The following is a 25,167-nucleotide window of genomic DNA, read 5'->3' on the forward strand; positions in this document are numbered from 1 at the left end:
ATGGCTTCGGGGTCCGTTGAGCGGGAGGGCCCGGTCGCGCGACCGGGCAGGGTGTCGGTGGGCGATCTGGTGGCGGCGGTGCCGCGGCACCTGATCGAGGAGGCTGCCGATGCCTGTGGCCTGGACGGCCCGATCCCGGACGGGGAACTCCCACTGCACCTGACCGCCTATCTGGTGATGGCGCTGTGCCTCTTCCCCGACGAGCCGGTCGAGGATGTCGCGCGGAGGGTCGTCGCGGAGCTGCCCCGGCCGGACGGCGTCCGGGGCGTGGCGCCGGGGCAGCTGACAGCGGCCGGGGTCGGCCGGGCTCGGCGACAACTGGGCCGGGACGTGCTGCGGGAGACGTTCTACCGGGTCGCGCAGCCGGTCGTCTCCCCCGGGGCGTGGCTCGGCGGTCGACGGCTGATGGCCATCGAGGGGCTCGGCCTCGACGTGCCCGACTCGGCCGGGAACGCGGCCGAGTTCGGCCCCGACGCCGCCGGGCGGTCCCGCCCGGGCATCACCCCCGGGGCCCGGGTAGTGGCCGTCGTCGACTGCGGGTCGCGCACCGTCGTCGACGCCGAGGTCGGTCCGCACCACCGTGGCGAGGAGGCGATGACGGTCTCGCTGCTGGCCACGGCCGGCAGCGACTGGGTGCTCCTCGGCGATCGGAGCCGGTACACCTTCGCGACCTTCGGCGCCGCGGCCCGGACCGGGGCCGCGACGTGCTGGCGCGTCCCGCCCCGGGTGCCGCTGCCGGTCCTGGAGGTACTGCGGGACGATTCCTACCTGTCGGTGCTGGTCGATCCCGACCTGCCCGCGTGCGAGCGGGCGAAGTGCCTCCTGGAGGCGTGGTCCGGCGTGAAGCCCGATCCGGTCGCCGCCCATCCGGTGCGGGTCGTCGAGGACGGCGACGCGGACCGCCTCGTCACCACGCTCAGGGATCCGGAGGAAGTGACGGCCGCCGAGCTCGCGGACGCCCACCGTCAATGGTGGCGGCAGGCGGCCACGGACGGCGGGCCGTGCTCGGCCCTGCGCAGTCCGGGCGAGGTGCGGTCCACCGATCCCGACCTGGTCCACCAGGAGATCTGGGCCCATCTGCTGGTCGAGTACGCCGTCAACTCCACCACCCGGACCTGATGACCCGTCCGCGCAGGGAGTCGGGTGGGCCGACTTCCTGCGCGGACGGTGGAGTCGCCCTCGGCGCGGGGTCTGCGGTCGGGGGGCCGCTGTGCAGAGGGCTCCCGCACGGCGCGGTGGGGCGTGCCGTGCGCGGACCGGGCGCCGCACCACGGGCGGGTGCGGCATGGGATCAGGGCCAGGATCCAGGTCAGGAGTGGGCGGGAGTGGGAGCGGGAGTGGGAAGTCGATCGGGCCGACTTCCCACTCCTTCCCCCCGGCGGGTCCGAAGGGCCGCGGAGCAACCAGCAGCGGCGGACGGCAGCGGACGGCGGACGAGTGCGGGGGCGGCTCCCCCGTCGCCGCCCCGTCGGATCAGGATGCCGCGCGGGCGGGGGGCCGGGCTTGTAAAAATGCGCACTCCGGTCAGCGGTCCGGGCCGCCGTCGACGAACTCGACGGCGGTGGTGACCCGGCCAGCCAGGCGGTCGGCCGGCTCCGGGACCTGCGCGGCCCGGCGGGCGGCGAAGAACACGGTCGGCGGGCAGCCCACCATGGCGCGGAACGAGTGCACCAGGTGCGCCTGGTCGTAGAAGCCGCAGTGGTCGGCGATCCGGGCCCCGCCCCAGCCGGGCCGCCGTTCGAAGGTCAGCAGGGTGCGCTGGAGGCGGAGGATGTCGGCGGCCTGCTTCGGCGCCAGGCCGAGGTGTTCGCGGAAGCGCTGCTCCAGTCGCCGGCGGCTCCAGCCGGTGCTGTCCACCAGCGTGCGCACCGAGGCCCGTCCGTGCGAGGCGCGGAGCTGCTCCCAGGCCCAGCTCACCGAGGGGTCCCAGAGCCGCCCTTCGGCGAACCGCGCGTCGAAGTAGGCGTCCAGCAGGGCGAACCGCGCCGACCAGGTGCGCGACTCGCGCAGCCGGTCCACGAGTTCGCGCGGGCCCCGGCCGGGGAAGGCCCCGCCCGCCTCGATCCACCGGCCGTCGAGGTCGCCGAGCGCCGGGCCGAGGATGCGGTACGCGCCCTGGGGGGTGAGCGAGACGGCGAGGCCGTGCAGCCGGCCGCTGTGCTCGGCGACGGTCGCGGTGCGCCGCAGCCCGGCGAGGACGGAGCCGAAGGAACCGGTGTCGGTGCCGGCGACGGCATCGGTGAGCCGCAGCGATCCGTCGAAGCCGATCGTCAAGGTCACCACGTCGGTCGGCACTTCGAGCCGGCGGCGGGGCCGGTCCGACTCCAGCCGGTAGCCCCGGTAGCCGAGTACGTACTCGCGCAGTCTCGGCCGGGCCGCGCCGTACGCCATCTCGCACTCGCTGTCGACGAGGTCCAGTGTGCCGCTGCCGCGTTCCATGGGCGCTCCCGCATCGCAGAGACGAAGACTTGACGTGTCCACGATGCCATGGGGTCGGGGTGGTGCGAACGCCGGGTGGCAGGCGGTTGACCGGAATCAACTCCAACGAGCGGTTTGGGCGTTCGCACACCGGGATTCCCGGGATTCGACCCCGATGATGCTTCGGGCGCTTCGCCGACGAAGCACTCACATCAGCATATTGACAGACCGATTCCCGAGCACCGATTCCCGAACCGAGGAACGATGAAGCTCTTCCGCACCCTGCCCCTGGTGGCCTCGGCCGCCCTCCTGAGCAGCCTCTCCGTGGCCGCCCGGACCGAACCGGCCGCGGCCGCCGGCTCGTTCGTGGTCAGTGAGGCCCAGTTCAACAAGATGTTCCCGAACCGGAACGCCTTCTACACCTACAACGGGTTGGTCGACTCCCTGAGCGCCTACCCGGCGTTCGCCAACACCGGGAACGACGCCACCAAGCGGCGCGAGGCGGCCGCACTGCTCGCCAACGTCAGCCACGAGACCGGCGGACTCAAGTACGTCGTCGAGCAGAACACCGCTAACTACCCTCACTACTGCGACACTTCGCAGCCCTACGGCTGTCCGGCCGGGCAGAAGGCGTACTACGGGCGCGGACCGCTCCAGCTGAGCTGGAACTTCAACTACAAGGCGGCCGGCGACGCCCTGCACATCGACCTGCTGCGCGACCCGTACCAGGTGGAGCGGAACTCCGCCGTCGCCTGGAAGACGGCCCTCTGGTTCTGGAACACGCAGAGCGGCGCCGGCCGGTCGACCCCGCACGACGCCGTCGTCAACAACAAGGGCTTCGGCGAGACCATCCGCAGCATCAACGGCGCGCTGGAGTGCGACGGCAAGAACCCGGACGAGCGCAACGACCGCATCAACCTCTTCCGCAACTTCACCGGCGTCCTCGGCACCGACGTCGGCGGCGGCAACATCTCCTGCTGAACCGGTGAACGACTGAACCGCTGAACGGCTGAAGCGTGGGGGCCGGCGCCGTCGACCCCCACGCACCTCACCGGGGAGATCGGGTCACTTGACCCGCACCCCGACTTAGGTAAGCCTAACCTTATGTCAGATGACTCCCCAACGCACGGCCTGAGCGGCGTGGCGATGACCCTGCTCACCCCCCTCTACGGCCGCGCCCACGCGCAACGCCTAATCCCCGGCAGCGAGTTCAGCGACCCGCAGGCCATCCGCGTCCTCCACGAGACCGGCTTCCGCGACTCCGAGGTGCTGACCGACCGCTCCAACGCCGTCGGATCGATCCACCGGGCCGTCGTGTTCGACGCCATCACCCGGCGCTTCGCCCACACCCACCCCACCGGGACCGTGCTGTCCGTCGGCATCGGCCTCTGCACCCGCGACCAGCGCCTCGCCGACACCGTGCCCGACAGCGTCCGCTGGCTCGGCGTGGACGTCCCCGAAGTGGTGGAACTGCGCGACCGCCTCCTGCCCGACAGCCAGGCCCGGGTCCACCCGGCCTCCCTCACCGCACCGGGGTGGACCGACGTCGTGGAGGAACGGCCCGGGCCCGTCCTGGTCCTCGCGGAAGGGGTCCTGATGTACCTCTCCCCCGCCAAGGTCACCGGCTTCCTCGCCGACACCCGCCGCCACCTCGGCCCCGGCACCCGCCTCGCCGCCGACTTCTTCCACCCGTGGATCGCCCGCAGCGGCCTCCACCCCATCTCCCGCGCCACCGGCGCCCGCTTCCGCTCCGGCGCCCGCAGCAGCACCGGCCTCGCCGCCCTCTCCCCCGGCTGGACGGCCGCCGCCGAACACCCGGTGATGGAACGCATCGGCCCCGCCCAACGCATCGCCGCGGCCGCCCTCCGCCCCCTCCTGCTCGGGCACCGCCCCTACGCCCTGGCGGAGCTGACCGCCAGCTCGTAGCGGAGCGCCGCGCCCCGGTCGCAGTCGCGGTCGGGGGCGGCCGTACGGGGGCGGCCGCGGCCCCGGGGCGGGCGGGTGCGAGGGTGGGGGCGTGAACGAGACGATCATGGCCGCTGCCCGCGAACGAGCCGCCGGGCACCGGCGGCGGTTCGACCTCCGCTTCGAGGCGTACTTCGACGCCCTGCCGGAGCGTCTCGACACGCCCGCGCTCAGCCGCTTCACCCCGCGCTGCCTGGAGCTGCTGCGGGACCTCTCGCTGCGCGGGGGCAAGCGGCTGCGGGTCGCCCTGCTGTACGAGGCCGCCCGGCTGGTGACCACCGGTCCGGTGCCCGGTCTGGCAGAGGCCGCGCTGAGCATCGAACTGCTGCAGACGCACGGGCTCGTCCACGACGACATCATCGACGACGCGCCCCTGCGGCGCGGCGGCCCGTCCACCTACTACGCCTACCGCCAGGAGTTCCCGGCGGCGGACCGCACCGCGCTCGGCCTGGCCGTCCTGGCCGGGGACCTCGCCGCCTTCCTGTCGATGCGGGTCCTGCTGGAGGCGGACGTCCCCGCCGAACTGCGGCAGGCGATGCTGGAAGTGCAGTTGGACGCCGGCGCCGAGACGGTGGCCGGCCAGATCGTCGACCTCGAACGCGACCTCCGGCGGATCCCGGACGAGGAGTTCCTGCACACCGTCTGCGAGTACAAGTCCACCCGGTACTCCGTGCTCGCGCCGCTGCGGCTGGGCCTGCTGGCCGCCGGGGAGCGCCTCGGCGGCGAGGAGGACGCGCGGCTGCGCCGCTACGCGATCCCGGTCGGCATCGGCGGCCAGCTGCGCGACGACTACCTCGACCTGTTCGGCGACGAGGACAGCACCGGCAAGTCCACCGGCGCCGACCTCCGCGCGGGCCGCCGCAGCTACGCCGTGAGCGCCCTGCTCGCGGCCGCCGACGAGGAGCAGCGGGCCGTGGTGGAGTCCGCGCTCGGCGACCCGCACTGCCCGGCCGCGACGGTCGAGCGGGTCCGCGAGCTGGCCCGGCGGCTGGGCGTGGACCGCAAGCTCCGGGCCGACATGCGCCGCTGCGCCGAGGCTGCCGCCGCCGAGGCCGGGACATGGCGCCCGCACTGGCGCGAGGAGGCGGTGGCCTTCTTCGCGGGCCTGCCGCTCGCCAACGTGGTGGGCTCCTGAACCAGACACCCCCGGCCCGCCGCACCTCCTCCCGGGGGGCTCCAGGGTCGCGGGCTACTTCCCGGCCCACCCCAGGAGGTCGATCCGCAGCTTCGGGTTCTCGGCGTCGTTGTCGACGGAGAGGACCTTGAAGTACCTCGGGTATCCCTCGGCGGTCCGCAGACAGAACCGGTCTCCCGGAACGGGGACCACGATCCGGCCGTCGCTGAGGGTGGAGGCGATCTCCTGGCAGCGCTTCGGCCCCGGCACCGGCTCCCCGTCCGGGACCCGGGCCATCACCGCATCGTTGTCCGGGGCGAGGTAGGCCTTGCCGCCGACGACCCCGGTGATCCTCAGGTCGACACTGCCGGCCCCGCCTCTGCTCGGCGTGTTGGGCTCCAGGTCGACCTGGCCGTCCACCACGTACTGACTGTTGTAGGTGACCAGCCAGCCGGGGTCGACCGGGACGGGTGGGTCCGAGGCCGCCGGAGTGCCGCCCGTGCCCGCCGCCGGTCCGCCCGTCGTGTCGGGCGCCGCTGCCGACGTGCTCCTCGGAGTGGCGGTGACCGTGACGGTCGCGGTCGCCGTCACGGTCTCGCTCACGGTCGTCGTCACCGCCGGACGTGCCGCCGTCGGCGAGTTGACGACCACGGGCAGGCCCAGGAAGCCGAGCGCGAGGCCTGCCGCGCCCGTGAGGGCGGTCACGATCGCCGCCAGATCGGTCCAGCGCCCGGTGCGGCCGGCGACCGCGCGGGGCGGGTGCGGAGGCACCAGCGGAACCACCGGCCCGTCGGAGCGCGGCGGGTATGACGGATCGCTACTCATCGTTCCCCCTTCGAGAGTCGGAACGATGATGGCAGCGGCGGGCGCCGCGAGACAGCCGCACCGCGCAATTCGCCATGCCGAAGCGACTCGTGACCGGTCAACGAGTCCTGCGCCGCGGGCGCGCCGCGCGTTCGACGGGTGGACGATCCATCCGTCTTCGATCGGATCGACGAAGGTGATAGTTCGTCAATTCCCCGCGGAATTGGCCGCCCCCGGAGCGAGTGGCCGCGAGCAGCGGGAACAACCGGAACGGGCGGCCCGGCGCCGACGCGGAAAAAGCCCGTGGTGACCGGGATTTCGGCGACGCGGAAAAGGTTCGCCCAAGTGGAGGGTGTGCGATCTCCCCGTGGAACGGCGCCGCCATACCGGCGCGTCGGGTGACCAAGTCGTCACTCTGTGAAGTCACTTGAACCCCAGGAGACAGCCGAGACAGACCTCGCCCCGTTCACATGTCAACCACACATCCTTGAAGCGACATCCTCAACAGCCATTGTGGCTCCGCAGGCTCGGCGGGTAGAGTCCCGGTCCGCCGAGTACCGAACAAGTGCTCGCACGGCATTCTTTGGGGCGGGCATGACAAATAACCGCAGCATCCACGGGGCCAGTTCCGACCTGATTGACGCGTTCACGGAAACCGTGCGCCGATATCCCGAACGACCGGCGGTCGTCCACCACGGAGACACGCTGACTTACCGCCAACTCGGGGAGTTGGTACGTACCTTGGCCCACCGCCTCGGTACCGGACCCGGTGTGGTGGCCGTTCCGGCGACCCACACGCCGGACACCGTTGTCGCCCTGCTCGGCATCCTCGCGGCCGGTGGGGCGTACTGCCCGGTCGACCCGGCGTTCCCGCCGCAGCGGCGGCAGGACATGCTGGCCGCGGTCGGCTGCCGGACGGCGGTCGGCCCGGGCATCGCGCAACCGGGCGTGCGCGTGGTCGAGTTACCGGGCACGACCACCGGAACGCCGGCCGGAGCGCAGGACGCTCCGGAGCGGACCGGGCCGGAGCAGCCGGCGTACCTGCTCTTCACCTCGGGTTCGACCGGGCAGCCGAAACCCGTGGTCACACCGCGCCGGGCGATCTCCGCCACGGTGGACTCGCTGCGCACCCTGTTCGGCCTCACCGCCGAGGACCGGGTGCTGCAGTTCGCCTCGCTGAACTGGGACACCTGCTTCGAGGAGATCCTCCCGACCCTCACCGGCGGTGCCGCGCTCGTCCTCGACCGCGACGCCCACTCCGGCTCGTTCCCGCGCTTCCTGCGGATGGTGGAGCGGGAGCGGATCGGCGTGCTGGACCTGCCCACCGCGTTCTGGCACGAACTCGTCCTCCACCTCGCCGAGGAGGGCCTCGCGCTGCCCGAGTGCGTCCGGCTGCTGGTGATCGGCGGGGAGGCCGCCAACCCGGCCCGGCTCGCCGACTGGGCCGCCCTGGACACCGGGCGGATCCGGCTGCTCAACACCTACGGGTCCACCGAGACCACGCTGATCACCCATGCCGTCGACCTGCACGGACCGCTGGCGGCCGCGCGGGACCGGCCGTGGGCGGCGGGCGACCGGGTGCCGATCGGGCGTGCCCTGCCCCATGTGTACGAACGGATCAGCGAGCAGGGCGAGTTGCTGATCGGCGGGCCCGCCGTCGCGCTCGGCTACCTGGGACTTCCCGAGGCCACCGCGGATCGCTTCACCGAGGACGCCGAGGGCGTGCGCTGGTACCGCACCGGCGACCGGGTGGGCCGGGCGCCGGACGGCGTACTGACCCACCAGGGGCGGCTGGACGGCGAGTTCAAGGTGCGCGGGATCCGGGTCGACCCGGCCGAGGTCGAGGCACACCTCGCCGGACACCCGGGCGTGCACGCGGTCGCGGTCACGGGGACGACCCTGGCCGGCCGGTCCGCGCTGGTCGCGTACGTGGTCCCGCGCGCCGGGGCGGCGGCCGGGACCCTGGGCGCCGATCTCCGGACGTACCTGCGGGACCGGGTGCCCGGCCATCTGGTGCCCAGCCGGATCACCGTCGTGCCGGAGCTGGTGCTCACGGCCAGCGGCAAGGTCGACCGGGCCGGCTCGCACCGCCTCCACTCGGCGCGCGGCGCCGGTGCCGGCCGGGGCACCGGCGAGGGCGCGGGGGCCCAGCTGCCCGAGCCCGAACCCGCGCACCACTAGTACCAATTGCACCAACAGCACCACTGGCGCCGGGAACCCCGGCGCGCAGCACCGCCGCCCGGCAAACCACCAGCCGGAGCCGCGCCCGTTCGTCGTACGTACCCGTCGTACCCACTCGCCGTACCCGCCCGGGCCCACCCGTACGGCCCCCGCACCAGGTGCCCCACCGGCGCACCGCACCCCGATGGCCAAAGGAGATCCCTCGTTGAGCAGCGTAGACACCACCCCCGCCGACACGGACGGACTGGTGACGATCTTCCGCCGCGTCCTGGAGACGGACGACGTCGCGGCGGACTCGGACTTCTTCCTCCTCGGCGGTGACTCGCTCATCGCCACCCGCGTCCTGAGCGCGGTCGCCCGGAACTACGGCGTCGAGCTGTCCTTCGAGGACTTCGTGCTCGCGCCCACCCCGGCCGGTCTGGTCGAGCTGATCGCGGCCGCGAGATGACCGGCCCCACCACCAACGGCCCCACCGCGAACGGCCCTGCCCGGGTGGCCTCCGCCGTGGTGATCGGCGCCGGGCTGGCCGGTCTCACGGCCGCCGAGGGGCTGGCGGCGCGCGGGGTGGAGGTCACCGTGCTGGAGGCCCGCCCGCGGGTCGGCGGGCGCACGCACGGGATCGAGGTCGCGCCCGGCGCCTGGATCGACGCGGGCGCCGCCTACCTCGGCGCCAAGCACACCGAACTCCTGGCGCTGATCAAGGACCTGGACCTCGCCACCACGCCCACCACCATGCTCGGCGCGAGCCGGTTCGCCCTGAGCCCCACCACCGAAGCGGACGCGGACGGCGAACTCGCCACCCGGGACGGCCGGTTCCCGCCGCTCAACGCGGTCGCGCTCGGCGACCTGTTCGACCGGCTCGCCGAACTCACCGCCCAGGTCGACCCGGAGGCGCCCTGGCTCACCCCGGACGCCGAACGGCTGGACGCCCTCACCGCCGCCGAGTGGGCCGAGCAGGAGCTCGACCACCCGGACGCCCGGCTGTTCTTCCCGCTCTTCCTCGGCGAGATGATGGCCGCCGACCCGGCCGACGTCTCGGTCCTGCACATGGCCTTCTACCTGCGCTCGGGCGGCGGACTGCGCTATCTGAACGCCTTCGAGGGCGGAGCCCAGGAGGACCGGGTCGCCGGCGGCGCGCACCTGCTGTGCGAGCGGCTCGCCGCCCGGCTGACGGACCGGCGGCCCGGTTCGGTGCGGCTCGGCGAACCGGTGCGGTCCGTGGTCCAGGACGGCGAGGGCGTCACCGTGCACACCGAGGCGGGCGGGGTCTACCGGGCCGAGGTCGCCGTGGTGGCACTGCCGCCGCTGCTCGCCGAGTCGCTGGACCTGCGGCCCGTGCGGCCGGCCCCGCGCGCGGGCGAGCGGACCGGACGCGGCTGCGCGGTCAAGGTCAACCTGGTCTACCCCGCGCCGGTCTGGCGCGCGCACGGACTCTCCGGCTGGTCGGTCAACGCCCGGGGCCCGCTGCTCTCCACCGTGGACGACTCGCCGGCCGACGCGCCGGACGGGTCCCGGGTCGGCGTGCTCACCGGCTTCGTCACCGGCGCGGAGGCGCACCGCTACGCGGCCCTGGGGCCGGAGGAGCAGCGCGCGGCCGCCGTCGAGCAGGCCGCCTCGCTGTTCCCGATGCTGCCCGAGCCGATCGGCTTCCACCGCACCGACTGGGTGAACGAGCCCTACAGCAAGGGGTGTTACGCGGCGCTGTTCGGGCCCGGCGACTGGTCGCGGCTCGGCCCGGCGCTTACCGCGCCGCACGGCCGGGTGCACTGGGCCGGCACCGAGACCAGTACCGAGTTCTTCGGCCTGCTGGAGGGCGCGATCCGCTCCGGCCACCGGGTCGTCACGGAGATCCTCGACGCCGAGGGCTGACCCCCGCGCCACCGCCCCACCGAACCACCGCTCCGCCGAACCACCGCTCCGCCGAACCAACGGCACCACTGGAACCACCGGCACCACCTCCCCGGCACGCGCACACCCGCACCAGTTCTCCCTCACCGCACAGCCCGCGCTCCAGTTCCACAAGAACCGCGGGCCACCCCCCTCAGGAGACCGCCATGAGCGACGAGAGTTCCTCCCCGAACAACGGCCCCTCCGCCGCGCCCACCGCCCCCTCCCCGGTCGCTCCGCTCGCCGCGCGCGAGCAGCTGATGGCCGAGCCCGGGCTCGGGGCCGGCAACTTCCTCGACCACGCCCTCGCCGTGAACCCCAACCGCGCGGTCCCCTTCGCCTTCAGCCACCACCTCGACCACCGCGGCGCGGTGGTGCTGCGCGGCCACAGCCTCCAGGACCTCGCCGCCCTGCGCGACCGCTACGCCGCCTGGTACCACGCGAACGGCGTGCGCCCGGGCGAGCCGGTGGCGGTCGTGATCGCCGAGGGCCTGGAGCCGCTGCTGCACTTCCTCGCGCTCACCGCGCTGGGCGCCGTCCCGGCGCTGGTCAACGACGCCATGCGGCACGACGTGATGGTCCGCTACCTCAACCACGTCGGCGTGGTCGGCGTGGTCGCCGACGACACCACCCGCCTCGCCGCCGCCTACCGCCAGGACCCGCAGCGCCGCCCGAGGTTCATCGCGCTCGCCGCCGAGATCCAGGCCTTCGACGCGGACGCCTCCGGCGGCCTGCCCGCCGAGTACCCGTACCGGCACGCGGCGGACGACGTGGTCGCGCTGATCCACTCCTCCGGCACCACCGGCACTCCGAAGTCGACGATGCTGGCGCACCGGCAGTTCTGGGACGGCAAGCAGCCGCGCATGGTGCGCTTCCCGGCCGAGCCGGAGGACCGGCTGATGTCGCTGATGCCGCACACCCACGCCGGCGGCTTGAGCTACTTCCTCACCGCGACCCTGCTCGGCCTGCCGACCGTGGTGATGGCGGACTGGCGGCGCTCGGTGGTCGAGCCGGTGATGGAGGCCTTCCGGCCCACCATGGTCGCCTCCTTCCCGCGCACCTTCGTCGAACTCGCCACCGGTGAGCTGCCGGTGGCCGGCGCGGCCAAGGTGCACTCCTGGTTCAACACCGGCGACAGCGCGCACTACGGGCACATCCGCCGGCTGGTGCAGCTGGGTGAGCGCCCGGCGGGCCTGATCCGCCCCTGGCTGCTGCCGCAGGAGAAGGCCGAGCAACCCGCGCTGCCCGGTTCGCAGTTCGTCGACGGCCTGGGCTCCTCCGAGATGGGCATGGCGCTGTTCGGCCAGGTCACCACGCCGGAGAGCGTCCGCAACGACCGCTGCGTGGGCAAGCCGCTCGAAGTGGTGCGCCGGGCGGCGGTGCTGGACCAGGACGGCAACGAAGTGCCGGACGGCACGGTCGGGTTGCTCGGGATCGACTCGCCCTCGCGGACGCCCGGCTACTGGAACAACGCGCGGCTGACCGAGAGCTTCGAACTGGCCGGGTACTGGCTGACCGGGGACCTCGCCCGGCGCGACGCCGAGGGCCGGTTCTACCACCTGGACCGCACCGTGGACGTCATCGACACCTCGGCCGGGCCGGTCTACAGCCTGCCGGTCGAGGAGGTGCTGCTCGCGGACTGCGCCGAGCTGGTCCGGGACTGCTCGGTGGTCGGTGTGCCGGGCGCCGCAGGTGAGGGGCAACGACCGGTCGCCGTGGTCCAGTTGCAGCAGGACGCGGAGTCCGTGACCGCGGAGGAGGTGCTGGAGGCCGCCAACAAGGCGCTGGCCGGGGCCGGACTGGCCGCGCTCGCCGCCGTCCGGATCGCCCGCACGGCGGCGGAGTTCCCGCTCGGGCCGACCGGCAAGGTGCTCAAGCGCGAACTGCGCACCCGCTTCGCCACCCTCTTCACCGCCCAGTAGCACGGGAATGACCGACCACCTCGTGTCCCCCGCGCGCACCGCCACCGCACCGGGACCGCTACCACCACCACTGGCGGCACCGGCACCGTCGGCACCCGCCCCGCCCCCGCAGCCGTACCAGTACGTCCGGACCCGGCTGGTGGAGCCGGACTGGCGCCGACTGCCCGGCTGGCGCGACGTCACCGAGGCGCAGTGGCGCGACGCCCAGTGGCAGCGCTCGCACTGCGTCAAGAACGCCCGCCAGCTCCGGGCCGTCGTCGGCGATCTGCTCACACCCGAGTTCTACGAGCAACTCGCCGCCGACCAGGCCGAGTTCGCGACCATGCCGATCCTGCTGCCACCGCAGCTGCTGAACACCATGGCCGCGCACTCCCCCACCACCCCGGCGGCGTTCACCGCCGCGTTCCTGGCCGACCCGGTGCGCCGCTACATGCTGCCGGTGCTCGCCGACCGGCACCCGCTGTGGCCCAGCCACCCGAAGGCCGAGCGCGACTCGCTGCACGAGGCCGAGATGTGGGTGGTCGAGGGCCTCACCCACCGCTACCCCACCAAGGTGCTGGCCGAACTGGTCTCCACCTGCCCGCAGTACTGCGGGCACTGCACCCGGATGGACCTGGTCGGCACCTCCACCCCCCAGGTCACCAAGGCCCGGCTGGTGCTGCGGCCGGCCCACCGGCAGGAGCAGATGCTCGACTACCTCAAGCGCACCCCGACCGTGCGCGACGTGGTGGTCTCCGGCGGCGACCTCGCCAACGTGCCGTGGCCGCAGCTGGAGTCCTTCCTGCTGCGGCTGCTGGAGCTGGAGTCGGTCCGCGACATCCGGCTCGCCAGCAAGGCGGTGGTCGGCCTGCCGCAGCACTGGCTCCAGCCGCAGGTCCTGGAGGGCGTGCACCGGGTCGCGACGGTCGCCGCCCGCCGCGCCGTCAACCTGGCCGTGCACACCCACGCCAACCACGTGCGCTCGGTGACCCCGCTGGTCGCCGAGGCGGCCCGGGCGCTGCTCGACGCGGGCGTGCGCGACGTGCGCAACCAGGGCGTGCTGATGCGCGGCGTCAACGACACGCCGGAGGACCTGCTGGACCTCTGCTTCGCCCTCCAGGGCGAGGCGAACATCCTGCCCTACTACTTCTACCTCTGCGACATGATCCCCAACGCCGAGCACTGGCGCACCAGCGTCCACCGGGCCCAGTACCTCCAGGAGGCGATCATGGGCTACCTGCCCGGCTACGCCACCCCGCGCCTGGTCTGCGACGTGCCGAGGCTCGGCAAGCGCTGGGTGCACCAGGCCGTGGCCTACGACCGCGAGCGCGGCATCTCGTACTGGACCAAGAACTACCGCACCGCGCTGGAGGCCCGCTCCGGCGGCGCCGTGCCGGCCGGCGACGATCCGCTCGACCGCCGCCACCCCTACTACGACCCGGTGGACACCCTCCCCGAGTCCGGCCGCCGCTGGTGGACGGAGCGGGCCGCGCGCGCCGCGGCCGCCGCACCCGCCCCGCAGGAAGGAGCAGCACGGTGACGACACCCGTCAGCCCACCGAACACCACCCCGCAGTCCACCGGCGGCCCGCTGCGCCGGATGTGCTGGATCTTCCCCGACCGCGAGTCGACCCGGACCACCGCGATGTGGCGGTACTTCTTCTGGGACCTCTACGAGGAGATCGCCGAGGAGCTGGGCCTCACCTGGTGCCGCCACTCGCCGGACGCCGTCACCGTGGACGCCACCGACCCGGCCCACCCGGTGGTGTACGTGGACGAGGAGCCGGTGACCCCGCAGGACACCCTGTTCGTCACCGCGCTGTACTCGCTGCCGTACCAGTCGATGGACATCTTCAACCAGTACTCGCTGTACGCGGTGCTGGAGCAGGCCGGGTTCTACCTGCCGTTCCCGCCGTACGTCTCGCTGATCGGCAACGACAAGGTCGCCACCGTGCTGCACCTGGCCGACTCGCCGGTGCCGCCGATCCCCTCGATCCGGATCGGCACCGGCCGGGACGTCGCCAAGCACCAGTACGAGGTGGCGCTCGACCGGCTCACCTACCCGGCGATCGTCAAGCCCTCCGGCTGGTGCGGCGGCGGCGGGATCAACCTCGCCCGCGGCCCGGAGGACATCCGCGGCCTGGCCAGCCTCGCCCAGGGCGGCGACACCACGCTCGTCGCCCAGCCGTACCTGGGCGACGGCACGGTCGACTACCGGGTGTACGTGGTGGACGGCGAGCCGTACGCGGTGATGCGGCGGGTGCCGGAGGCCGGCTCGCCGGTGGCCAACGCCAGCCGGGGCGGGACGATGGAGTTCCCGCCGATCCCGCCCGAACTCGCCGAGGCCACCGCCTACTTCGCCGAGAAGCTGGCGATCCCGTTCTTCTGCGTGGACTTCCTGTACGACGGCGAGAAGTACTGGTTCTCCGAGCTGGAGCCGGACGGCGTGATCGCCCCGGACTTCACCGACCCGGACCGCGCGCTCCAGCGGGACATCACCCGGGCCCGGTTCACCGCCTACCGGGACGCCCACGCCAAGTGGCTCGCCAACGGCGCGCCGTCCGCCCCGTCCAGCCTCTTCTCACCCCTCGCGCACCGCGCCCCGACGACCTCCGCCCCCCGATCGGAAACCCGATGACCGACGCGTTTTCCCTGCCGCCGGACGCGGCCGAACCGCGACTGACCGTCGCCGCCGCCACCCTGGAGCGGCTGCGGACGGTACCCGCGCTCGCCCCGCGCTACGCCGACCGCCCGGCGGCCGTCCGCACCCTGGACGAGCTGGCCGCGCTGCCGCCGCTGCTCAAGGACGACCTGAACACCGCCCTCGCCCACCTGGAGCCGCGCTCCGGCACGGCCGCCACCTGGCTGTTCCAGAGCGGCGGCTCCACCGGCGCGCCCAAGGTGGGTTACGCGCCGACCGGCTTCTACATGGCCAAGGTGCACGAACACTGGCCGGTGCTCGACCGCGAGGACGTGTTCGCCAACGCCTGGGGCGCCGGCCGGATGTGGGGCGCGCACTTCCTGGCCGCCGCGCTGGCCGACCGGGCCGGCTGCCGGGTGATCGCGCTCGGCTCGATCACCCGCGAGGAGTACCCGGACTGGCTGGGCTTCCTCGCCGACCGCGGGGTGACGGCGATCGGCGGCACCCCGAGCGTGCTGCGGCTCTGGTTCGCGCACGCCCGCGCGGCCGGGCTGAAGCTGCCCTCGCTACGCAAGGTGCTGTGGCTGGGCGAGGCCTGGCAGCCGCAGCTGGAGGAGGACCTCGCGGTGGTCGCGCCCGGGGCCCGCCGCTGGGGCATGTTCGGCTCCACCGAGACCTGGGTGGTCGGCACCAACACGCCCGACTGCCCGGCCGACACCTTCCACCCGCTGCCCACCCAGCTGGTGCACGCCGGTGCGGACGGGCTGCTGGACTTCACCACCCTCGACCCCGAGATGCTCAACCCGGTGCTGCGCTACCGCACCGGTGACGCGGGCGAGTTGACCACCTGCCCGTGCGGCCGGCCGGGCGCCGCGATGCGGGTGCTGGGGCGGCGGGACAACGTCGTCCAGGTGCGCGGCCTCGGTCTGCACGTGGACGAGCTGGTCGCCCGGGCCGAGCGGGAGCCGGGGGTCTCCCGGGCGCAGGTGGTGGTCACCGAGGACGGCGGCCGGGCCACCGGGGTGGAGGTGCTGCTGCTGGCCGACTCGGCCGCCGGGGTGGACGCGGCCGCGCTGCGGGCCGAGCTGCTGGCCGGGACGTTCACCCTCAGCACCGCGTTCCAGCACGACCCCGAGCACGTCACCGTCCGGGTCGTCGACGCGCTGGTCAGCAACGACCGCACCGGCAAGACGGCCTCCCTGGTGGTCCGCGCCGCCGAGAACGCCGAGTCCGCGGATGCCGCCGGGACCACCGGGGCCCCCGAAGCCGCCCCCGCCACTGCCACCGGGGAGGCCTCGTGAAGCTGCGAAAGCCGCAGGACCTCGGGCGCGGCTTCAACCTGTTCTGGGCCGGCCAGACCGTCAGCGTGGTCGGCGACCGGATCACCGTGTTCGTCGTCCCCACCCTGATGATCTTCGTCCTGCACGCCTCCGCCCTCCAGGTCGGCGTGGTGGCGATGGCCCAGTACCTCGGCATCCCGCTGCTGGGCCCGATCGCCGGCGTGCTGGTGGACCGCTGGGACAAGCGCCGCACCATGCTGGTCTGCGACCTGCTCCGGCTGGCCGCCGTCCTGGTGATCCCGCTCGCGTACTGGCTGGACTTCCTCTCCACCCCGCTGCTGTTCGGCTGCGTGGCCGTGATCAGCGGCGCCACCATCTTCTTCAACGTCGGGTACCTGATCGCCGTCCCCGCGGTGGTCCCCGAGGACAGGATGGTGCCCGCCTACTCCCGGCTGGAGGGCAGCAACTCGGTCGCCGAGGTGGCCGGGCCCTCGATCGCCGCCGGGCTCTACAGCGCGCTCGGCGTGGGCGCCCTGGTGGTGGACGCCGCCAGCTACCTGATCTCCGCCACCTGCTTCCGCTACATGCAGCCCTGGGGCGAGCGCACGGTCGTCGAGGGCACCGTCTGGGAGCGGCTGACGGCCGGCTTCCGGATGAACTGGGCCGATCCGGTGCTGCGCCGGGTGGTGCTGGCCGCGGTCACGCTCAACTCCGGCGGGCCGGTCTTCGTCACGGTACTGCCCGTGCTCGCCTACCGGGGCCTGGACGTCTCGGTCGGCCAGTTCGGCGCCGCCATGTCGGTCGGCGCCGTCGGCGCGCTCACCGGCGCCGTGGTCGCCCCCGGGATCAGCCGGCGGCTGGGCCTGGGCCGCACCCTGGCCTGGTCGCTGCTGCTGCACTGCCTGGTCGGGCTGGGCGTGCTGGCCGCGCCCGCGCTGCCCGCCGTCCTGGTGATCGCGGTGACCATGGGCTGCTACGGCTTCTTCATGTCCTGCATCAACGTGTGCAGCGCGCCCACCCGGCAGTCCCGGATGTCCGCCGAGCACCAGGGCGTGATGCACGCGGCGTTCCGCACCGTCACCTGGGGCGTGATCCCGCTCGCCGCGCTGGTCGGCGGCGTCGCCGTGTCCGCGCTCACCGATCCGCTGGGGATCCTGGACGCGGCGCGCTGGGTGATGGCCGGCGGCACCCTGCTGGCGGCCTGCTCCTTCCTGCCCGCCCTCGGCATCCAGTCCCGGCTGGACGCCGCCGCCCGCCAGGTGCAGCCGCAGGCGGCGGACGCCGAGCCCGAGCTGACGGAGAGCGCGCCGTGAGCGCCACCGGCGCCGTCCGGGACGGCCGGGACGACGGCGCAGCCGCACCGACGGGCGAGGTCCTGCTCGTCACCGGCTGCTCCTCCGGCATCGGCCTGGCCACCGCCGTGGCCGCCGCCCGGGCCGGGTTCACCACCGTGGCCACCCTGCGCGACCCGGACCGCGCCGACGACCTGCGGAAGGCCGCCGAGGAGGCCGGGGTCGAGCTGGACGTGCGCCGGCTCGACGTCACCGACGCCGCCTCCGTCGCCGCCTGCGTCGACGGCGTGGCCGCCGCCCACGGACGGCTGGACGCAGTGGTCAACAACGCGGGGGTCTCCAACTTCGACCCCACGCTGGAGATGTCCACCGACGCCGCGCTGCGGGCCAATCTGGAGGTGAACTTCTTCGGCGTGATCGCCGTCAGCCGCGCCGCGCTGCCGCTGCTGCGCGCCTCCGGCGGCCGGCTGGTCACCATCGGCAGTGTGCACGGCGTGGTCGGCCAGCCGTTCAACGAGGCGTACTGCGCCGCCAAGGCCGCCGTCGAGGGGTTCATGGAGAGCCTCGCCCCGGTGGCCGGCGCGCACGGCGTGCGGGTCTCCGTGGTCGTCCCCGGCTTCGTGCCGGACACCCGGTTCGGGATCTTCCCCGACATCGACCGCCGCACCATCGGGGCGGCCTCCGGGCCCTACGCGCCGACCTTCGAGGACTACCTCGGCTGGGTCGGCGGCCAGGGCTGGGAGGCCGCCGGACAGCCGGCCCGGGAGGTGGCCGAGGTCGTGGTGCGCACGCTGCGCGCCGAGCGACCCGCCTTCCGGGTGCCCACCAACGCCTGGGCCGCCGACTACCTGGCGCAGAAGCTCGCCGACCCGGACGGCTCGGCCGTCCAGACCCTCGCCCGCACCTGGATCGGCCGCCCCGACCCCCACTGATCGATTGTCAGGAGCCCTACCGTGCCCGCCAAACCCCTGCCCGAACTGATCGACTTCGCCCGCCGCAACTCCCCCTTCTACGCCGAGCTCTACCGGGACCTGCCGGAGCGCGTCGAACACCTCTCGCAGCTCCCGCTGATCGAGCAGACCGCGTTCTGGGCCGCCAACTCCTGGCCGGACAACCGCCTGCTGACCGGGCCGCTGCTCGACGGCGGCGTCTACAAGACCGGCGGCACCACCGGCGTGCCCAAGTTCTCCCCCTGGTCGCGCACCGAGCACGCCGACTCGGTCACCGCCTTCGGCGCGGGCCTGGTCCAGGCCGGCCTCAAGCCCGGGCACCGGGTCGCCAACCTGTTCTGGGCCGGCGAGCTGTACGGCGGCTTCCTCTACATCGAGAACGCCCTGCACCACGCCCCGGTGGACAACGTCCGGCTGCCGGTCGGCGCCGCGCCCGACGCGTACATCGCCGGGCTGATCGAGGACTTCGGCGTGGACGTGCTGGCCGGCGAGCCGATGAAGCTCAGCTCCGTCGCCGAGCACCTGGTCAAGCACGGGCAGGTGGCCGAGCGGATCGAACTCCTGCTGTTCGGCGGGGACCTGCTCTTCGCCGACCTGCGGCCGATCCTCTCCCGCGCGTTCCCCAACGCGGCCGTCGCCTCGATCGGCTACGCCTCGGTGGACGCCGGCCTGGTCGGCGCGCCGGTGCCCGGCGACGACGTCCGGGTGCACGAGGCCTTCCCGAACCGCACGGTGGTGGAGCTGGTCGACGACGTGACGGGCGAGCCGATCACCGAACTCGGCGTGCCCGGGCGGGTGGTGGTCACCAACCTGTTCCGCACCCTGATGCCGATCCTGCGCTACCCGACCGGTGACCGGGCCGAGTGGGTCGACCTGGAGCGCGGCCGGTTCCGGCTGGTCGGACGGTCGGTCGAGGGCGCCCGGGTGGGCACCGTGGCGATGCCGACCGAGGAGATCCGCGCCGTCCTGCTCGCCCACGACCCGGACCAGGTGATCTCCGGGATGCAGATGGTGCAGCGCCGCTGGGACGGCAAGGACGGGCTGGTCCTGCGGCTCGGGTACACCGAGGAGCCGCCGGCCGGTCTGGCCGAGCGGCTGGTCGAGGCGGTGTACCGGGCCCGGCCGCTCTACCCGGACGACGTGGCGGCCGGGGTGATCCACGACCTGGAGGTGGAGTGGGTGCCCCGCGCCGAGCTGGTCACCAACCCGCGCACCGGCAAGCTCCAGCAGGTGGTGGACGAGCGCCCGCCGGCGTGACGCGCCCGTGGGCCGGGGGGAATCCGCTCCCCCCGGCCCGCCTTCGGGCTCAGGTGCTCAGGCCGTGTGCGGCTGTCCGGCCAGCATCACGCTCTGGCCCCGGAATTCCGCGATCACCTTTTCGGCCGCATTCCGCACCGTCACGTCGTAAATGCCGGTGCGCCCGGAACGCGTGCGTTCCACCGCCTCCGCCACCAGTTCGTCCCCGACCGCCGCCGGCGCCAGGAAAGTCACCTGCGCGGCCTGCGCCACCGTCACCGGGCCGTAGCTGTTGCAGGCGTAGGAGAACGCCGCGTCGGCGAGCAGGAACAGGTAGCCGCCGTGCGCGATGCCGTGCCCGTTCACCATCGCCGGGGCCACCGTCATCCGCATCGACGCCCGCCCGGTGGACACCTCGTCGAGCGTGATCCCGAGGCCCTGGCAGGTCAGGTCGCGCTCGTACAGCGCGGCCATCCGGGAATTGGGCACCCCGCCCGCCGCCGCCCCGCCGGAAGCCGCGGACCCGGCCGGATCCACCGAACCGGCCGAACCCGTCGAATCCGCCGAACCGGCCGAATCCTCGACAGCCACGGTGTCCACGCTCATGACGCCCTGCTTTCCCCGGTAACAGCCCGAAACGGTCGGTCGGTGTGCCGTGCGTGCGTATTGCACCCGCATTACACCGAGGCCCGCGACGGGCTGTCAACGGTCTCCCGACGGGAACGGAAAGTCCGTCAGGAGAACTCAGAGCAGCCGCTTGATGTCCCCCCGCGCCCGGTAGAACGAGCCGCTGCCGGACTCCAGCACCTCGGCCACCAGGTACCGCGCGCCGGGCACCCGGATGTCCTTCGGGAACTGCACCCGGCGGGTCGCGTCGTAGCCCGGCGAGACCACCCGCACCCGCAGCCGGGTGCCGTCCTGCACGCACTCCACCTCGATGCCGCCCGCGGCGCCCGCCGAACCGACGACCACCGACTCGATCTCCGCGCCGGCCACCGCCGCCGTCCAGCCGCTGCCGTCCACCTCGGCGGCCTGCGGCAGCCGGCCCTCCTCGGCCGCGCGCACCGCCGCCTCGCTCGCGTCCAGGCAGACCAGCGAACCGTCCGTGGTCACCAGGTACAGCCGGCCGTCGCGGTACTGCATGCTGTACGCCGAGCCGCAGCCGGTGCCGAGCTTCCACAGCCGGGTGCCGTCGGCGTCGAAGCAGTACACCGAGGAGTGGTTGTCGCCCGCGAACACGTACCGGCCGTCGGGCGAGGCCGCGCAGGAGAACACCGCGGCGTCGCAGCGGTAGCGGGCCACCTCCGAACCGTCCGCCTTGCGCAGCCGGTGCACCGAGCCGCGCGAGGTGCCGGCGAACACCTCCTCCCGCTCCTGCCAGCCGAACAGCACCTCGCCGTCGGTGCGGGTGTGCCAGACCGGGGCGCCGCCGCGCGCCGCGTACCGGCTCACACCGCGCGAATGCCCGTGGTACACACCGTCGTTGTCGCAGCGCACCATCCAGCCGTCGGTGCCCTCGGCCGAACGCCGCCACTGGAACTCGTCCTCGTGGTCGACGGTGGTGATCCCGCCGCGCGCGTCGGCCACGCCGAGCACGCCGTCGTGGATGTCCAGCCAGTAGATGTCGACGTCCTCGGCTATCTCGTACGCCACCCGGGGCACCTTGCCGCCCAGGTCGTACACCTTGCCGTTGTCGCAGCCCGCGTAGATCCACCAGTCGTCCGCGACGATGCACTTGACGCCGTCCGGCAGCCCGTAGCGGCCGGTCACCGCGCCGTCGTGGGTCAGCGTGTAGACGTCGCCGCGCTCGTTGCCCACCCAGGCGTGCTCCTCGCCGACGAAGATGCCGAACGCCGCCGCGCCCGAGTTGAACCGCCACAGCACCGGGGCCTGCCGGGCCGTCGAACGGGTGCTGACGATCGCCCGCCGCGTCACCGCCCGCCGCTCGCGCACCCCGCGCACCGCCGGGGCGTAGCCCTTGCGGACCTTCTCGCCGATCTTCTTGGCGGCGGCCGACGCGGCCTTCTCCGGCGTGGGGTAGGCGGTGGTCTTGCTCTGGCCGCTCTCGCCGATCCGCCCGTAGGTGATGGTGACGTCCACGCCGGCCACCAGGACCTCGTAGAACTTGTGCGCGCTGCCTGCGTCCTCGGACAGTTCCAGGTACGTCGACTGCGTGTCGGTGGCGGTGGCTGACATGGCGTGGGCCCCTTCCGGGCACGGGCGTGACGGGGTGTTCCGGCGCTGCGGGCGCGGTGCCCGGCGACACCTCAGAACCTAGCCCCCGGCACCGACAGGGCACCCGCGGGCCCTCCCCGTCCCGGGTCGCCGCCACCGGCGCGGGCCGGACCGCACCGGACGGCGACGAACCACCCGGCCCCCGCCCGGCCCGGACGCCCCGCGCGGTCTGCCCGAACGGACCTTCCGCAGCGTCCCCCGCTCTGACAGCATCGTCCGCTATCCGGTCACCAGGGGCCGGGATCGGCGACCGCCCGCCCGCAGGGACGGGCGCAGGGGGCGGGGAGAACGCGGATGCAGGGCCCGGCGGCAGCAACCACCGCACCCCCGGTGCGCACCGAGCACCGGCCCGCCCGGTGGGTCCGCACCCGGCTGCGGGCCGCGCCCTGGACGGCGCTGCTGAACGGCGTGCTGGTGTTCGTGGTGGTGCTGCTCTCCGCCGGGCTCCCCCGGGGCGTCGACCGGGGCGAGGACGCCGCCCTGCGCGACTTCCTGCGCGACCGCGGCATCGGCGCGACCAGCCTGGTCAGCCGATCCGACCTGCGCCCCGGCGACGACTCCGCCACCCTGGCCTCGGTCGCCGCGCAACTGACCGCCCGCACCGGCGGGGAGTTCCGCGTCTCGGCGAGCGGACCGGTGTACGGCGTGCGGGGCGTCCGGCCGAAGACCCTCGGCAATCCGCAGCTGTCCCGGCCCGACGGCCCGTCCCCGCGCCTGGAACTGCGCCACCTGGCCGGGCTCTCCGAGCACACCACCCTGGTCGAGGGCCGCTGGCCGACCGCCGCCCCCGGCCGGCCGCTGCCGATCGTGGTCGCGGAGCAGACGGCCGAGAAGCTCAACATCCGGGTCGGCGACGTGCTGACGGAGGAACTCGGACCCGGTACGAAGCCGTCCCCGGCCACCGAGGTGGTCGGCACCTTCCGGGTGAACGACGACAACGACCCGTACTGGACCGACCTCTACTGCCTGCGCCGGCCCTGCCTGGAGATCCCGCAGACCTTCGAGTGGCTCCGCCTCTGGAGCGCGGTCGGCCTGACCGGCGGCGACGAGCTGCCACGGCTGAGGGAATGGGCCCAGGGCGGTGAGCTCTCCTGGCGGCTGCCGGTCGACCCGTCTTCGCTGCGCGCCGACCGGCTGCCCGACGCCGCCCACGAGCTCGCGAGCTATCTGAGCGGCCCCACCGCCGCCGACCTGGCCGCCGCCACCGGCCGCTCCGACCTGCGCACCTTCTCCTCGCTGCCGGACCTGTTCGCGCTGGCCACCGCCCGCCGGGACGCCGCCGCCCCGCTGGCGGCGCTCGGCCCGGCCGGTCTGGCCGGCGTCGTCACCGTCGTCCTGTGCCTGGCCGCCGCGCTGGCCGCCGACCGGCGCGGGCCCGAACTCCTGCTGCTCCAGGCCCGCGGCGGCTCCCGCCGGGAGGTGCTGCGGCGGCTGCTCGGCGAGGGCGCGGCGGTCGTCCTGCCCGGCGCCGCCCTCGGGACGCTGCTCGCCCTCCTGCTGCTGCCCACTCCCCGCTGGGGTGCGGCGCTGTTCGCGGCGGTGACGGCCACGCTGTGCGCGCTGCTGGCCTTCCCGGCCCGGGCGCTGATTCTGCTGACGCCCCGCCGGGCCGTCCGGCGCGGCGGCGCGCGACGGCTCGTCGGCGAACTCGGCCTGCTGCTGCTGACGGCCGCCGCGGTGGTCGAGGTCCGCCGGCGCGGCGCCGCCCCGCCCGGCGCCGGGATCGACCCGCTGCTGGTCGCCGCCCCACTGCTGATCGCCCTCTGCACCGGCCTGCTGCTGGCCCGGATCCAGCCGCCGCTGATCGGCGCCCTCGCCCGCGCGGTCGGCCGGCGGCGCGGCGCCGTCGGCTTCCTCGGCCTGGCCGGTGCGGCCCGCGGCGCGGGCGGCCGTCCGCGCCCGGCCGTACTGCCGACGCTCGCGCTGCTGCTCGCCGTCACCACGGCCGGGTTCGGCGCCGACGTGATCGGGGCGGTCGACTCCGGCCGGGCCCGCGAGGCCCGCCTCGCCACCGGCGGCGACGTCATGGTGAGCGCCCCCAAGGGCTTCGGCCTGGCCGACTCCTTCGCCGAACGGGCCGACCGGCTGCCCGGCGTACGGGCCGCCACCAATGTCACCCTGCTGACCGACGCGGCCGTACTGCGCCCGGACCGGCCCCACCTCACCATCAGCCTGGTGGTCGTCGACCCGACGGCCTACGCGGAGATCTCCCGGTCCCTCGGGCGCGGCGCCTTCGACCCGGCGCAACTGGCCGCCCCCGACGGCCCGACCGGGCCGGACGCCCGCGAAGTCCCCGTCCCCGCCCTGTACTCGCGCGGACTGGTCGAGCAACTCGGCGGTCGGGCCGGGGCGGAGCGGATCTACCTGACCAGCACCGGCGAACTGCGCGCCCAGTACGCGGGCACCATCGACGCCACCCCGGCGCTGCGCGACTCCACCCACCCGTTCGTCGTGCTCCCGGCCGGCCCCGCCACCGCCCGGGTGCCCGGACTCGGGGACCACGGCCACTGGTTCGCCGTCGGCGACATCGACGAAACGGCCGTCCGGTCGCTGACCCGGGACCTGCCCGTGCACCCGATCGTCGCCGACACCGCGCGGCGGACCGGCGTCCCGGTGGTCGGCCCGAACCCCGGCGACATCCCGGACGGCTACCTGGTGAGGACCAGTGCCGCGCTCACCGCGGAACTCACCGAGGACCCGCTGCGGCAGGCCGCCGTCCTGGTGTTCCGCGTCGGCACCGCCGGCGCGGGCGCGTTCGCCCTGCTCGCCGCCCTGCTCACGCTGGTCCGCGCCGCCCCCGACCGGTCCGCCGCGCTGGCCCGGCTGCGCACCATGGGGCTGCGGCCCCGTCAGGGGCTGGCGCTGATCCTGGTCGAGACCCTGCCGCAGACGCTGCTCGCGGCGGCCGGTGGCCTGCTCGCCTCGCTCGCCGCCGTCGTCCTGCTCGGCCCGGCGCTCGACCTGTCCGCCCTGCTCGGCACCGACGTGCCGCCCGGCCTGCCGCTGCGCCCCGGCGCCGTCCTCCCCCCGGCGCTGGCGCTGACCGCCCTGGTCACGGCCGGTGTGCTGGCCGAGGCGCTGATCGCCGGACGGCGCCAGATCGCCAAGGAGCTCCGGGCCGGCGACACGGTCTGACGGCCCGGGGTCCGGGCCGGCGACACGGTCCGACGGCCCGGGGTCCGGGCCGGCGACACGGTCCGACGGCCCGAACGCCCGGACGCCGACGAGCACCGGCCGAACGGCTGCGCGCCGCCCGCCCCGGTC

At 74.2% G+C, this 25,167-nt stretch carries 19 protein-coding genes; 15 read left to right on the forward strand and 4 right to left on the reverse strand.

Annotated elements, in window-relative coordinates; all coding sequences use genetic code 11:
• On the forward strand, positions 1-1,119 hold the full coding sequence (locus IF01_RS0134070; protein ID WP_078880541.1) for a transposase domain-containing protein: 1,119 nt from the start codon (positions 1-3) through the stop codon (positions 1,117-1,119).
• A gap of 405 nt (positions 1,120-1,524) precedes the next feature.
• On the opposite strand, the gene IF01_RS0134075 is transcribed toward IF01_RS0134070, so the two are convergent.
• Positions 1,525-2,439, reverse strand: a complete 915-nt coding sequence (locus IF01_RS0134075) for a helix-turn-helix domain-containing protein (protein WP_051742147.1) — start codon at positions 2,437-2,439, stop codon at positions 1,525-1,527.
• A 243-nt stretch (positions 2,440-2,682) separates the two neighbouring features.
• Between IF01_RS0134075 and IF01_RS0134080 the strand changes: the two genes are divergently transcribed.
• The 3 genes from IF01_RS0134080 (at position 2,683) to IF01_RS0134090 (ending at position 5,518) form a co-directional block, all read left to right on the forward strand.
• The gene (locus IF01_RS0134080; protein ID WP_030397478.1) at positions 2,683-3,399 is read left to right on the forward strand and encodes a chitinase; all 717 of its coding nucleotides are present in this window, start codon (positions 2,683-2,685) and stop codon (positions 3,397-3,399) included.
• Positions 3,400-3,522: 123 nt separating this feature from the next.
• Positions 3,523-4,344, forward strand: a complete 822-nt coding sequence (locus IF01_RS44565) for a class I SAM-dependent methyltransferase (protein WP_078880542.1) — start codon at positions 3,523-3,525, stop codon at positions 4,342-4,344.
• A 106-nt stretch (positions 4,345-4,450) separates the two neighbouring features.
• On the forward strand, positions 4,451-5,518 hold the full coding sequence (locus tag IF01_RS0134090) for a polyprenyl synthetase family protein (protein WP_030397480.1): 1,068 nt from the start codon (positions 4,451-4,453) through the stop codon (positions 5,516-5,518).
• Between the two features lie 54 nt (positions 5,519-5,572).
• Here the strand turns inward: IF01_RS0134090 and IF01_RS0134095 are convergent, their stop codons facing one another.
• The gene (locus tag IF01_RS0134095; RefSeq protein ID WP_157855428.1) at positions 5,573-6,322 is read right to left on the reverse strand and encodes a hypothetical protein; all 750 of its coding nucleotides are present in this window, start codon (positions 6,320-6,322) and stop codon (positions 5,573-5,575) included.
• 573 nt (positions 6,323-6,895) lie between these two features.
• On the opposite strand from IF01_RS0134095, the gene IF01_RS0134100 reads away from it, so the two are divergent.
• From IF01_RS0134100 to IF01_RS0134145, 10 genes are all read left to right on the forward strand, one after another.
• The gene (locus IF01_RS0134100; RefSeq protein WP_063764372.1) at positions 6,896-8,482 is read left to right on the forward strand and encodes an amino acid adenylation domain-containing protein; all 1,587 of its coding nucleotides are present in this window, start codon (positions 6,896-6,898) and stop codon (positions 8,480-8,482) included.
• 205 nt (positions 8,483-8,687) lie between these two features.
• On the forward strand, positions 8,688-8,930 hold the full coding sequence (locus tag IF01_RS0134105; protein WP_233290330.1) for a phosphopantetheine-binding protein: 243 nt from the start codon (positions 8,688-8,690) through the stop codon (positions 8,928-8,930).
• Complete coding sequence (locus IF01_RS0134110) at positions 8,927-10,351, forward strand: flavin monoamine oxidase family protein (RefSeq protein WP_051756758.1); 1,425 nt, start codon at positions 8,927-8,929, stop codon at positions 10,349-10,351. The genes IF01_RS0134105 and IF01_RS0134110 overlap by 4 nt, the downstream gene beginning before the upstream one ends.
• A gap of 185 nt (positions 10,352-10,536) precedes the next feature.
• Positions 10,537-12,291: a class I adenylate-forming enzyme family protein gene (locus IF01_RS0134115; RefSeq protein ID WP_030397485.1), complete on the forward strand. Its 1,755-nt coding sequence runs from the start codon at positions 10,537-10,539 to the stop codon at positions 12,289-12,291.
• A gap of 7 nt (positions 12,292-12,298) precedes the next feature.
• The gene (locus tag IF01_RS0134120) at positions 12,299-13,810 is read left to right on the forward strand and encodes a KamA family radical SAM protein (RefSeq protein WP_244215717.1); all 1,512 of its coding nucleotides are present in this window, start codon (positions 12,299-12,301) and stop codon (positions 13,808-13,810) included.
• Positions 13,807-14,907, forward strand: coding sequence for an ATP-grasp domain-containing protein (locus IF01_RS0134125; RefSeq protein WP_030397487.1), 1,101 nt, complete (start codon positions 13,807-13,809; stop codon positions 14,905-14,907). The genes IF01_RS0134120 and IF01_RS0134125 overlap by 4 nt, the downstream gene beginning before the upstream one ends.
• The gene (locus tag IF01_RS0134130; protein WP_030397488.1) at positions 14,904-16,211 is read left to right on the forward strand and encodes a phenylacetate--CoA ligase family protein; all 1,308 of its coding nucleotides are present in this window, start codon (positions 14,904-14,906) and stop codon (positions 16,209-16,211) included. The genes IF01_RS0134125 and IF01_RS0134130 overlap by 4 nt, the downstream gene beginning before the upstream one ends.
• Positions 16,208-17,503, forward strand: coding sequence for an MFS transporter (locus IF01_RS0134135; RefSeq protein ID WP_030397489.1), 1,296 nt, complete (start codon positions 16,208-16,210; stop codon positions 17,501-17,503). Before IF01_RS0134130 ends, IF01_RS0134135 begins: the two co-directional genes overlap by 4 nt.
• Positions 17,500-18,414, forward strand: coding sequence for an SDR family NAD(P)-dependent oxidoreductase (locus IF01_RS0134140; RefSeq protein WP_078880543.1), 915 nt, complete (start codon positions 17,500-17,502; stop codon positions 18,412-18,414). The genes IF01_RS0134135 and IF01_RS0134140 overlap by 4 nt, the downstream gene beginning before the upstream one ends.
• Positions 18,415-18,435: 21 nt before the next feature.
• The gene (locus IF01_RS0134145) at positions 18,436-19,689 is read left to right on the forward strand and encodes a phenylacetate--CoA ligase family protein (protein WP_030397491.1); all 1,254 of its coding nucleotides are present in this window, start codon (positions 18,436-18,438) and stop codon (positions 19,687-19,689) included.
• Positions 19,690-19,746: 57 nt separating this feature from the next.
• On the opposite strand, the gene paaI is transcribed toward IF01_RS0134145, so the two are convergent.
• Both paaI and IF01_RS0134155 read right to left on the reverse strand, forming a co-directional pair.
• Positions 19,747-20,142: a hydroxyphenylacetyl-CoA thioesterase PaaI gene (gene paaI / locus IF01_RS0134150; protein ID WP_030397492.1), complete on the reverse strand. Its 396-nt coding sequence runs from the start codon at positions 20,140-20,142 to the stop codon at positions 19,747-19,749.
• Between the two features lie 270 nt (positions 20,143-20,412).
• Positions 20,413-21,864, reverse strand: coding sequence for a WGR domain-containing protein (locus IF01_RS0134155; protein ID WP_030397493.1), 1,452 nt, complete (start codon positions 21,862-21,864; stop codon positions 20,413-20,415).
• Between the two features lie 333 nt (positions 21,865-22,197).
• Here IF01_RS0134155 and IF01_RS0134160 point away from each other — a divergent pair, with 333 nt between their 5' ends.
• Positions 22,198-25,038: a hypothetical protein gene (locus IF01_RS0134160; RefSeq protein ID WP_157855429.1), complete on the forward strand. Its 2,841-nt coding sequence runs from the start codon at positions 22,198-22,200 to the stop codon at positions 25,036-25,038.
• Positions 25,039-25,167 lie beyond the last annotated feature (129 nt).

This window comes from Kitasatospora purpeofusca (assembly GCF_000718025.1).
GTDB lineage: Bacteria > Actinomycetota > Actinomycetes > Streptomycetales > Streptomycetaceae > Kitasatospora > Kitasatospora purpeofusca.

Coding starts and splice junctions, on each gene's coding strand:
- IF01_RS0134115 (WP_030397485.1), top strand. CDS start 10,537: ATGAGCGACGAGAGTTCCTCCCCGAACAACGGCCCCTCCGCCGCGCCC.
- IF01_RS0134095 (WP_157855428.1), bottom strand. CDS start 6,322: ATGAGTAGCGATCCGTCATACCCGCCGCGCTCCGACGGGCCGGTGGTT.
- IF01_RS0134160 (WP_157855429.1), top strand. CDS start 22,198: ATGCAGGGCCCGGCGGCAGCAACCACCGCACCCCCGGTGCGCACCGAG.
- IF01_RS0134120 (WP_244215717.1), top strand. CDS start 12,299: ATGACCGACCACCTCGTGTCCCCCGCGCGCACCGCCACCGCACCGGGA.
- paaI (WP_030397492.1), bottom strand. CDS start 20,142: ATGGCCGCGCTGTACGAGCGCGACCTGACCTGCCAGGGCCTCGGGATC.
- IF01_RS0134130 (WP_030397488.1), top strand. CDS start 14,904: ATGACCGACGCGTTTTCCCTGCCGCCGGACGCGGCCGAACCGCGACTG.
- IF01_RS0134110 (WP_051756758.1), top strand. CDS start 8,927: ATGACCGGCCCCACCACCAACGGCCCCACCGCGAACGGCCCTGCCCGG.
- IF01_RS0134080 (WP_030397478.1), top strand. CDS start 2,683: ATGAAGCTCTTCCGCACCCTGCCCCTGGTGGCCTCGGCCGCCCTCCTG.
- IF01_RS0134075 (WP_051742147.1), bottom strand. CDS start 2,439: ATGGAACGCGGCAGCGGCACACTGGACCTCGTCGACAGCGAGTGCGAG.
- IF01_RS0134100 (WP_063764372.1), top strand. CDS start 6,896: ATGACAAATAACCGCAGCATCCACGGGGCCAGTTCCGACCTGATTGAC.
- IF01_RS0134090 (WP_030397480.1), top strand. CDS start 4,451: ATGGCCGCTGCCCGCGAACGAGCCGCCGGGCACCGGCGGCGGTTCGAC.
- IF01_RS0134155 (WP_030397493.1), bottom strand. CDS start 21,864: ATGTCAGCCACCGCCACCGACACGCAGTCGACGTACCTGGAACTGTCC.
- IF01_RS44565 (WP_078880542.1), top strand. CDS start 3,523: ATGTCAGATGACTCCCCAACGCACGGCCTGAGCGGCGTGGCGATGACC.
- IF01_RS0134070 (WP_078880541.1), top strand. CDS start 1: ATGGCTTCGGGGTCCGTTGAGCGGGAGGGCCCGGTCGCGCGACCGGGC.